Raw genomic sequence first — 8,068 nt, 5'->3', positions numbered from 1 at the left:
CAACCCAGGCCCTTCGTCTGGACAAAGACAGCCGACGAGATCCTCGACAGAGTCGCCGCCTACTGCCACCGAATCTCTGACTCAGGTCACTAGGATGGCTCCCATGAGCATCGTGAAGATCAACGCACTGACGGTCCCCGCCGAACAGCGGGAAGTTCTGGAGCGGCGCTTCGCCTCTCGGGCCGGGGCGGTGGAGGGTTCGGACGGGTTCGAATGGTTCGAGCTGCTGCGCCCGGTGGAGGGCACCGACCAGTACCTCGTCTACACGCGCTGGCGTTCGGAGGAGGACTTCCAGGCGTGGATGGAGGGGCCGATGAAGGCCGCTCACCAGGGTGGCGGCGCGGGCGGCGGCGAGGGCGGCGAGGGTGGTGCGGGCGGCGGCGAGCGGCCGAAGCCGGCGGCTTCGGCGTCGACGGTGTGGTCGTTCGAGGTCGTGCAGCAGGCGGCGCCGAAGAAGGCCTGATCCGTCAGGGGTGCGGGGTGCGGGGTCCGGGCCCCGCACCCCTGGCGGAACGTGCGTGGGGTGGGTGGGCGTCAGCTCCAGAAGGCGTCTTCCTCGCCGATGTCCGCGGTGCACTGGTCGATGTCGGTGATCTTGTGGCCGACGATCGTGAAGAAGAGCCCTTCGCGGATCTCGATGCCGCGGTCGCCGCGGTCACCGCGCGCCGTGTGGAAACTCATCACGTGCCCCCGCCCGTCCGCCAGCACCGATTCCAGGTGGACCTGGAAGGTGCCCTTCGTCTCCTCGCCGAGCCGGCGGTAGTAGTCGAGCACGTTCTCGCGGCCCTTGTGGTGCCCGGACAGGGGGTTGCTGCCGGGCACGTGGTGGATGACGTCGGCCGTCAGCAGCGTGCCCAGCGTCTCCAGGTCGCCCTTGCCGAAGGCCTCGTAGCCGCGGCGGATCAAGGCACAGTCGGGATGCTCTGACATGGCGTTTCACACCCTCCGGGTACGGGCGAAATGTCTTTTTCCTATCATCGGCCCGGCGTTGTGGATATTCCACGCGGGACTTCCCGCGCGAACTCCACAATGACTCCATGAACACGATCAACACGCACAGTGAACAGCGCGGCGGACACGGCGGGCACGGCGGGCATGCCGACGAGGGCGGCAGCGGTCACCTCACAGCGACGCCCACGGGGACGCCAATGGCGGCGACCGCGTCGTGGACCGTCGCCCCCGAACCCGTCACCTCCCCCGACGCGACCCTCCTGCGCCGCGCCTACTACGCCGAGGTCGCCGGCCGGTACTGGAAACGGCAGGTCACCGAGGCCGAGATCGACCAGGGACTGCTGGACTTCCCCGACGACGGGCTGCTCCCGCCGACGGGCGGGTTCGTCGTGGGGAGGCGCGGCGGCGAACCCCTCGCGTGCGGCGGTCTGCGCCTGCTCGACCCCGCCACCGCCGAGCTCACCAAGGTGTACGTCGACCCGCGCGCCCGCGGCACCGGCGGCGGGGCGGCGCTGCTCCAGGCGCTGGAGGCGCAGGGCCGTGCGCTGGGCGCGGAGCGGGTCCGGTTGGACACCCGGTCGGATCTCGTCGAGGCCCGCGCGTTGTACGCGCGTCACGGGTACGCCGAGATACCCGCGTACTCGTCGGGCCCGTATGCGGAGCACTGGTTCGAGAAGCGCCTGGTCTGACCGACCGTCTGACCGACCCCGCGCGGCCTAGTGCGCGGCGTGGTCCCGTCGCGGCGCGGCGTCGTAGGGCTCCTCGGCGTCGGATCCGCACAGCTCCGCGTTGATCTCCTGGACCAGCTTGATCAGGTCGGTCGGGCGGTCCGGTCCCCACCAGTCGCCGAGCAGTTCGGCGAGGGACTCCTCCCGGGCGTCGGCGAGCTTCTCGGCGGTCCGGCGCCCCTTGTCGGTCAGGATCAGCGCGAGCCCGTCCCGGGTGGCGAGGCCGCGTTCCTCGACCTGCCGAGCGGCGTCCGTGACGGCCTTCAACGGCACGTTGGTGCGCTCGGCCAGCAGCGCCGGCTCGGTGGAGCCGTACTTCTTGATCCGCAGCAGCAGCCAGCTGGCGGCGGGCAGCAGGTCGTAGCCGGCCTTCGCGGTGATCTTCTCGTAGACGTGACGGCGGCCCTCACGGGTGCCGAGGACCGTCAGGGCGCGGGCGACCTCGTCGCGGGAGGAGCGATGGACCGGGTTGGACGCCAGGGTCTCGGTCACATCGGGTGCGGTGACCGAGGTGCGGAGCTTGTCCTCCTTCAGGAAGCAGGCGATCACGAAGGCGACCAGGACGATCGGCACGGCGTACAGGAAGACGTCGGTGATGGCTTCGGCGTAGGCGTCGAGCACGCGGGGACGGATCCCGGCCGGAAGCGCGGTGATGGCCCGCGGGTCGGCCTCCAGCTGCGCGACGCCCGCCCCTGCGGGCAGCTGGACGCCCGCGAGGGAGGCGGCGAGCTTGTTCGCGAGCCCGTGGGTGAAGACCGTGCCGAAGATCGCGACACCGAAGGAGGCGCCGATGGAGCGGAAGAAGGTGGCACCGGAGGTGGCGACGCCGAGGTCGGCGTAGCTGACGGCGTTCTGCACCACCAGGACGAGTACCTGCATGACCAGGCCGAGACCGGCGCCGAACACGAAGAAGTAGATGCTCATCTCCCAGGTGGAGCTGGTGCGGTGCAGCTGGTGCAGGAGGAGCAGGCCGATGGCGGTGACGCCGGTGCCGGCGACCGGGAACACCTTCCACCGGCCGGTGCGGCTGACGATCTGGCCGGAGGCGGTGGAGGAGATCAGCATGCCGAGGACCATCGGCAGCATGTGGACGCCCGACATGGTTGGTGAGACGCCCTGGACGACCTGGAGGAAGGTCGGCAGGTAGACCATCGCGCCGAACATCGCGAAGCCGACGACGAAGCTGATCGCCGAGCAGAGGGTGAAGGTGCGGATGTGGAAGAGGCCCAGCGGGAGCACGGGTTCGACGGCCTTGCGTTCCACGAAGACGAAGACGACGAGCAACGCGGCGCCGAGGACGGCGAGGCCGATGATCCGGGCCGAGCCCCAGCCCCAGGTGCCGCCGAGGGATGCGACGAGGACGAGGCAGGTGGCGACGCAGGCGATGAGGAAGGTGCCGACGTAGTCGATGGTGTGCTTGGCGGAGCGGGCCGGGATGTGCAGGACGGCGGCGATGACGACGAGCGCGACGAGCCCGATGGGGAGGTTGATGTAGAAGACCCAGCGCCAGGACAGGTGGTCCACGAAGAGGCCGCCCAGCAGGGGGCCCAGCACGCTGGTCGCGCCGAAGACGGCGCCGAAGAGGCCCTGGTACTTGCCGCGTTCGCGGGGCGGGACGATGTCGCCGACGATCGCCATCGACAGCACGATCAGTCCGCCGCCGCCCAGGCCCTGCAGGGCGCGGAAGCCGATGAGCTGGGGCATGTCCTGGGCGAGCCCGCACAGCGCCGACCCGATCAGGAAGATGATGATCGCGTACTGGAAGAGCTTCTTGCGTCCGTACTGGTCGCCGAGCTTCCCCCACAGGGGGGTGGCCGCGGTGGAGGCGAGCATGTAGGCGGTGACGACCCAGGAGAGATGCGCCATACCGCCGAGCTCGCTGACGATGGTCGGCAGGGCGGTGGAGACGATGGTCTGGTCGAGGGCGGCGATCAGCAGGCCCAGCAGCAGGGCGCCGATGGAGACGAGGACCTCGCGGGAGGTGTGTTCGGAGGCGGGGCCGGACTTCGGCGGGCCTTGCCCGGGGCCCACGGCATCCGTGGTCACATCCTGAGCCATCGATTCCTCCTCAGGCCGGATCAACATCTCCATCCTGAGTGGTGTGTCCGGTTATGGCCTCTCGGGACGGTTGGGAGGGCTCCGGCGGGTCTGCATAATCGCAGGCAATGGCCAGGGAGGGAGTCCAGTGAGCGGTGAGCACTGTCCAGATTGCGGCGCTGTCGGCGCCGGCTGCGGGTGTGCGCCGGGTGTGGGTTTCAACCCCTTGCGCATCCGTCCGTACGTGACGCTGTCCGACCCCGGCGAGCCGGACGCCAAGGCGTCCCCGCCGCCGATATCCGGCGTGGTGGACCCGGGCCCGCGGGCCCCGCGCCCGGCGCCGGCGCAGGACGACACCCCGGCGTACGGGATACCCGCCACGCCCGCGTACGCCCTGCCCGCGGCGCCCGCGGACGGGCTGCCGGAGGGGCCCGCGTACGGGATGCCCGTGGGGCCGCCGGCCGGCCCGTGGCAGGACGGGCCACCGGGGCACGCCCAGCACCCGGCCGAAACGGCCCGGCTCCGGACCGTGCCGGAACCGGACCCCACGCCCGGAGGCGGACACGGCCGAGGGGACGACCGAAGCGAACCGGGAGAGGGAGGGGGTGGGGGCGGGGGCGGGGGCCCGGAGAAGCGGAACGGCTCCGGTGCACGCCGCCCGCTGGCGCTGCTCCTCGGGGCCGTGGCGGTGGTCGCCCTCAGCGGGACGGCGGTGGCTGTGTGGGTGCTGCCGAGCGATGCGGGGAACGAGGTCACCCTGCTCGACGCGAAGGCGCCGTCGCCCGCGCTGAGCGCCGCGCCGGCCGCACCGTCGACGACCCCGACCCACACCCAGGCCTCGGGCAGCCCGTCCTCCTCCGCCTCGCCGTCGCCGTCGGCCTCGAAGTCGACGTCGCCGTCCCCGTCACCGAGCGCGTCCCGCTCGTCCGCGCCGCCGTCCGCAAGCCCGTCGCCCGGCGCGAGCCGCTCGTCCGCCCCGCCGCCGCCCTCCCAGGCCCCGATCCTGCGGTACGGCGACTCGGGTCCGGAGGTGGAGAAGCTGCAGCGTCTGCTGGCGGCGCAGGGCCTGTACCGGGGCAGGTTCCACGGGAAGTTCGACTCGCGGGTGGAGGACGCGCTGTCGGAGTTCCAGTACTCCCACGGCATCGACGACCAGGAGTGGGGCTTCTACGGTCCGGTGACCCGCAAGGCGCTGGAGGGATAGACGCTGGGGGGACTGGCCCTGGCGGGATGGGCGCTGGAGGGATGGGCGCTGCCGTCTCGGAGCGGTGGACGACACCGCAGGGACGGGGGTCACACCCCGGCCGGTGGCGCGGACGGCTCTTTGTTTTGTATCGTGTAGGAACAAAGTGGTTCCGTCCTCATTCCCTGACCGGTGGACGGAACCACTTGTTCTTTTTTCCCGCCCTGTCTGGAGCCCCGCCGATGCCGGCCAGCACCACCACCGCACCCGTCGTCCTCACCGCCAAAGCCCTGCTCCTGGACATGGACGGCACGATCGTCAACTCCGACGCGGTGGTCGAGCGGTGCTGGCGCGACTGGGCGCTGTCCCACGGTCTGGACCCGGAGGAGGCCCTGAAGGTGGTGCACGGCCGCCAGGGCTACGCCACCATGGCCGTCCTCCTGCCGGACCGCCCGATGGAGGTCAACCACGCCGAGAACGCCGTGATGCTGGCCCGCGAGACCGCTGACACCGACGGCGTGGTCCCGGTCGCGGGCGCCCCGGCGTTCATGGCGGCGATCACCGCCCTGCCGCACGCCCTCGTCACCTCCGCGGACGCCGCCCTTGCCACGGCCCGGATGACGGCCGCGGCCCTGCCGATGCCGGCCGTACGGGTCACGGCCGAGTCCGTCCAGGCCAGCAAGCCCGATCCCGAGGGCTTCCTCAAGGGCGCCGCCGCACTGGGCGTGGACCCGGCCGACTGCATCGTCTTCGAGGACTCGGCCGCAGGCATCGCCGCCGGCCAGGCGGCAGGGATGCGCGTGATCGGCGTCGGCCCCCGCGCAGCCGCCCACGCCCCGACGACCCACGTCCCGGACCTGACGACCCTCACGGTGACGAGCACCAAGGACGGCTCGATCCAGCTCACGGTGCACGCGGCAGCCTGAGGCCGGGCTTCGGGGGCCTGGTCCGGCCGGGCGGAATCAGAGAAGGCGGGGCGGGGGTTTCCCGCCAGTCTCATCGTCCTTCCGTGGCGGGCCGGCCCCTCAAGGGCGCTCCCTTCGGTCGCGTCGCTACGCGATGGCCTACGGCCACCCTTGACCGACCGACCCGCCACGAAAACACGAAGACAGCCGGGAAACCCCCAGAAGAACGAGCCGGGCGATCGAGCGACGGACGGCCACGTCGGCACCCTCCGGGCAGGGGTCCCGGTGCGCCCCAGATCGCTACACGCTCCCCACCTCTCAGCGGCCACCGGCCGCCCTGGGCCGGGCATAGGCCGCCCACGATCGCTACACACTCCCCGCCCCTCAGCGTCTACCGACCGTCCCGGGCCGGACATAAGCCGCCACCGATCGCTACACACTCCCCGCACCTCCGCGTCTACCAGCCGTCCCGGGCCGGACATAAGCCGCCACCGATCGCTACGCGCTTCGCTGGTCCCGGCGACTGCGAGCCGCCTGGGGCCAGGCATAGCCACGATGGCGGCAGCCATCGTGATCTGGCTGGCGGACTGGGCGGGGAGGGGGGGGTGGGGCGCAGGCATCGGTGCGGGTGGGGAGTGGTCGGTACGACCTCCGCACGGCTCTGGCGCGACGCATACCGCTGTAGCCCGCTACCCGCGAGACCGGCTGCGGCCGGGCACCCGACTCGACCACCGCCCGGACCATGACGACATCCCGGTCAGCAGTCGAAGACCGACCAGCAGATGTGTTTCGCAACCGCTGGTCATCGAGGACCAGTTCACGAATCACATCCGGGAGCTGTTCGCGCTGCCAGCGGCACTCGAGCCTGCCGGCGCTCTCGGCCTCTCGTGCGGGGGCCGCCGCGCGTACGGCCTTGATCGCGTAGGCCGCGGCGCCAAGCTCGTGGGCGGCAACATGCGCGACCACCGCCGCCTGACCGGCAGCGAATGCGGCGTGCCGAGCGGCTCCGCTCAGTTCTCTTGCCGCAGCCATGGCATGGCCCCCCGCCGCTCGGGACTGAGACATCCTGATCTCCCCGCGCGCCCAGACACGAATCTGCTCGATCGCCTCGCGAGGCCGCGGGTCTGAGGGCTGCTCCTACTCGAAGAGGTGCAGAACGTGTTCCGCGCACGCGGCAGCCCACAGGGCCAAGAGCCGGTGGTCGGAGTCCGTGAGCGTCCCCCCACGTCGGATGGTGATGAAGCGGGGGTCGCGGTCTTTGGGAAGGATCATGGCGCTCCAAAGGTTCGGCTGCGCCCAATGCCCCATACAGAAACCGAGTTGGGCACCCTTACGACCGCACTCTATGTGAGGACCGACGCACCTGGCTGACCCCTTGGGATGGACCATCTAGTCGTCAGTGACGAGGTACATGTAGGCATAGGGATCGGGCTCACCGGTGTGGGGGTCCAGCCCGGCCAGTAGCCGTCGATGCTGCTCACGCCAGCTGACGAAGGTGTCCGTCTGCTTCCAGAGGGACGCGTCGCCGAGTGGGCAGGCGTCGAACTGGCCCAGCATCATGCGGGTGATGAATTGGACCATGCCGCAGTCGAACAAGGCCCAAGGCGACTCGCCCCACAGGTGGTGCCGACGCCAGGCCACGACAGGCCACTTGTCCGGGTCGGGGTCGTTCATGAGCCACGCCATCTCGTTGGCGTTCATCCCCGTGCCCCAGGGCAGAACGGCATCTGCACCGAGCGTCACCCCCGGCACTCCTGAGTCGTCATCCCAGAGTCCGCGCAGGCCGGCTGTCGTGCTTCCGACGTGACACATCTCGTACCCGCGTACGTCGCTCGGGAGCGGAGGCAGAATGACGAGCTCTCCGATGTCGCCCACACCGTACGTGTCCAGTAGGGCCTTGTAGTCACTCGGCAGCTTGGTGTCCAGCGCAGCTTCGGCAGCGTCCCAGTCGATCCGCTCGCCCCCGGCGAATTCTGCCGGCACGAGATCGAGCAGTACGGCCACGTCCGGATGAATGCCCATGGCGGAGTCCCCCTTTGACTAGATGAGCGAAACCCTAGTCGCGCGGTCTGACACCGCCGCCCGCCCTTCAATGACGGGTGTCAAGCCACGACATCCAGCGACATGACGTGGTCCGCCCGATCGGGCTCAATGGGGACACGGGCTAGCTGTATTGACCCGGAGGGTTGTTGACGCGGGTGATGGGTGGGTGGCCGCCCAGTGCGGTGTGGCAGCGGTGGTGGTTGTAGGTGTGGAGGAAGTCT

At 70.5% G+C, this 8,068-nt stretch carries 7 protein-coding genes and 2 pseudogenes; 4 read left to right on the top strand and 5 right to left on the bottom strand.

What is annotated here, in order from left to right:
* The first annotated feature begins 103 nt into the window (after window positions 1-103).
* Window positions 104-463, top strand: coding sequence for an antibiotic biosynthesis monooxygenase family protein (locus tag ACFYP3_RS36390; protein ID WP_388842282.1), 360 nt, complete (start codon window positions 104-106; stop codon window positions 461-463).
* A 71-nt stretch (window positions 464-534) separates the two neighbouring features.
* On the opposite strand, the gene ACFYP3_RS36385 is transcribed toward ACFYP3_RS36390, so the two are convergent.
* Window positions 535-930: a nuclear transport factor 2 family protein gene (locus ACFYP3_RS36385; protein WP_388842280.1), complete on the bottom strand. Its 396-nt coding sequence runs from the start codon at window positions 928-930 to the stop codon at window positions 535-537.
* 218 nt (window positions 931-1,148) lie between these two features.
* Here ACFYP3_RS36385 and ACFYP3_RS36380 point away from each other — a divergent pair, with 218 nt between their 5' ends.
* Window positions 1,149-1,640, top strand: a complete 492-nt coding sequence (locus tag ACFYP3_RS36380; RefSeq protein WP_388842284.1) for a GNAT family N-acetyltransferase — start codon at window positions 1,149-1,151, stop codon at window positions 1,638-1,640.
* A gap of 27 nt (window positions 1,641-1,667) precedes the next feature.
* Here ACFYP3_RS36380 and ACFYP3_RS36375 read toward each other — a convergent pair whose 3' ends face one another.
* Window positions 1,668-3,737, bottom strand: a complete 2,070-nt coding sequence (locus ACFYP3_RS36375; RefSeq protein ID WP_388842278.1) for a DHA2 family efflux MFS transporter permease subunit — start codon at window positions 3,735-3,737, stop codon at window positions 1,668-1,670.
* Between the two features lie 205 nt (window positions 3,738-3,942).
* Here ACFYP3_RS36375 and ACFYP3_RS36370 point away from each other — a divergent pair, with 205 nt between their 5' ends.
* Window positions 3,943-4,920: a peptidoglycan-binding protein gene (locus ACFYP3_RS36370; protein ID WP_388842276.1), complete on the top strand. Its 978-nt coding sequence runs from the start codon at window positions 3,943-3,945 to the stop codon at window positions 4,918-4,920.
* Between the two features lie 221 nt (window positions 4,921-5,141).
* Window positions 5,142-5,825: an HAD-IA family hydrolase gene (locus ACFYP3_RS36365; RefSeq protein ID WP_388842274.1), complete on the top strand. Its 684-nt coding sequence runs from the start codon at window positions 5,142-5,144 to the stop codon at window positions 5,823-5,825.
* A 736-nt stretch (window positions 5,826-6,561) separates the two neighbouring features.
* On the opposite strand, the pseudogene ACFYP3_RS36360 reads toward ACFYP3_RS36365, so the two are convergent.
* From ACFYP3_RS36360 to ACFYP3_RS36350, 3 genes and pseudogenes are all read right to left on the bottom strand, one after another.
* Window positions 6,562-7,076 (bottom strand): annotated as a pseudogene (locus ACFYP3_RS36360) (putative immunity protein).
* 117 nt (window positions 7,077-7,193) lie between these two features.
* Window positions 7,194-7,826, bottom strand: a complete 633-nt coding sequence (locus tag ACFYP3_RS36355) for a hypothetical protein (RefSeq protein WP_388842272.1) — start codon at window positions 7,824-7,826, stop codon at window positions 7,194-7,196.
* Window positions 7,827-7,968: 142 nt separating this feature from the next.
* Window positions 7,969-8,068: pseudogene (locus tag ACFYP3_RS36350) on the bottom strand (IS481 family transposase); the annotation flags it as partial.

Origin of the sequence: Streptomyces sp. NPDC005533, assembly GCF_042871845.1 — a bacterium.
Taxonomy (GTDB): Bacteria; Actinomycetota; Actinomycetes; order Streptomycetales; family Streptomycetaceae; genus Streptomyces.
The sequence above is the reverse complement of the archived record's forward strand: the minus strand, read 5'-3'. Positions and strand labels throughout refer to the sequence as shown.

Coding starts and splice junctions, on each gene's coding strand:
- ACFYP3_RS36380 (WP_388842284.1), top strand. CDS start 1,149: ATGGCGGCGACCGCGTCGTGGACCGTCGCCCCCGAACCCGTCACCTCC.
- ACFYP3_RS36365 (WP_388842274.1), top strand. CDS start 5,142: ATGCCGGCCAGCACCACCACCGCACCCGTCGTCCTCACCGCCAAAGCC.
- ACFYP3_RS36375 (WP_388842278.1), bottom strand. CDS start 3,737: ATGGCTCAGGATGTGACCACGGATGCCGTGGGCCCCGGGCAAGGCCCG.
- ACFYP3_RS36355 (WP_388842272.1), bottom strand. CDS start 7,826: ATGGGCATTCATCCGGACGTGGCCGTACTGCTCGATCTCGTGCCGGCA.
- ACFYP3_RS36390 (WP_388842282.1), top strand. CDS start 104: ATGAGCATCGTGAAGATCAACGCACTGACGGTCCCCGCCGAACAGCGG.
- ACFYP3_RS36385 (WP_388842280.1), bottom strand. CDS start 930: ATGTCAGAGCATCCCGACTGTGCCTTGATCCGCCGCGGCTACGAGGCC.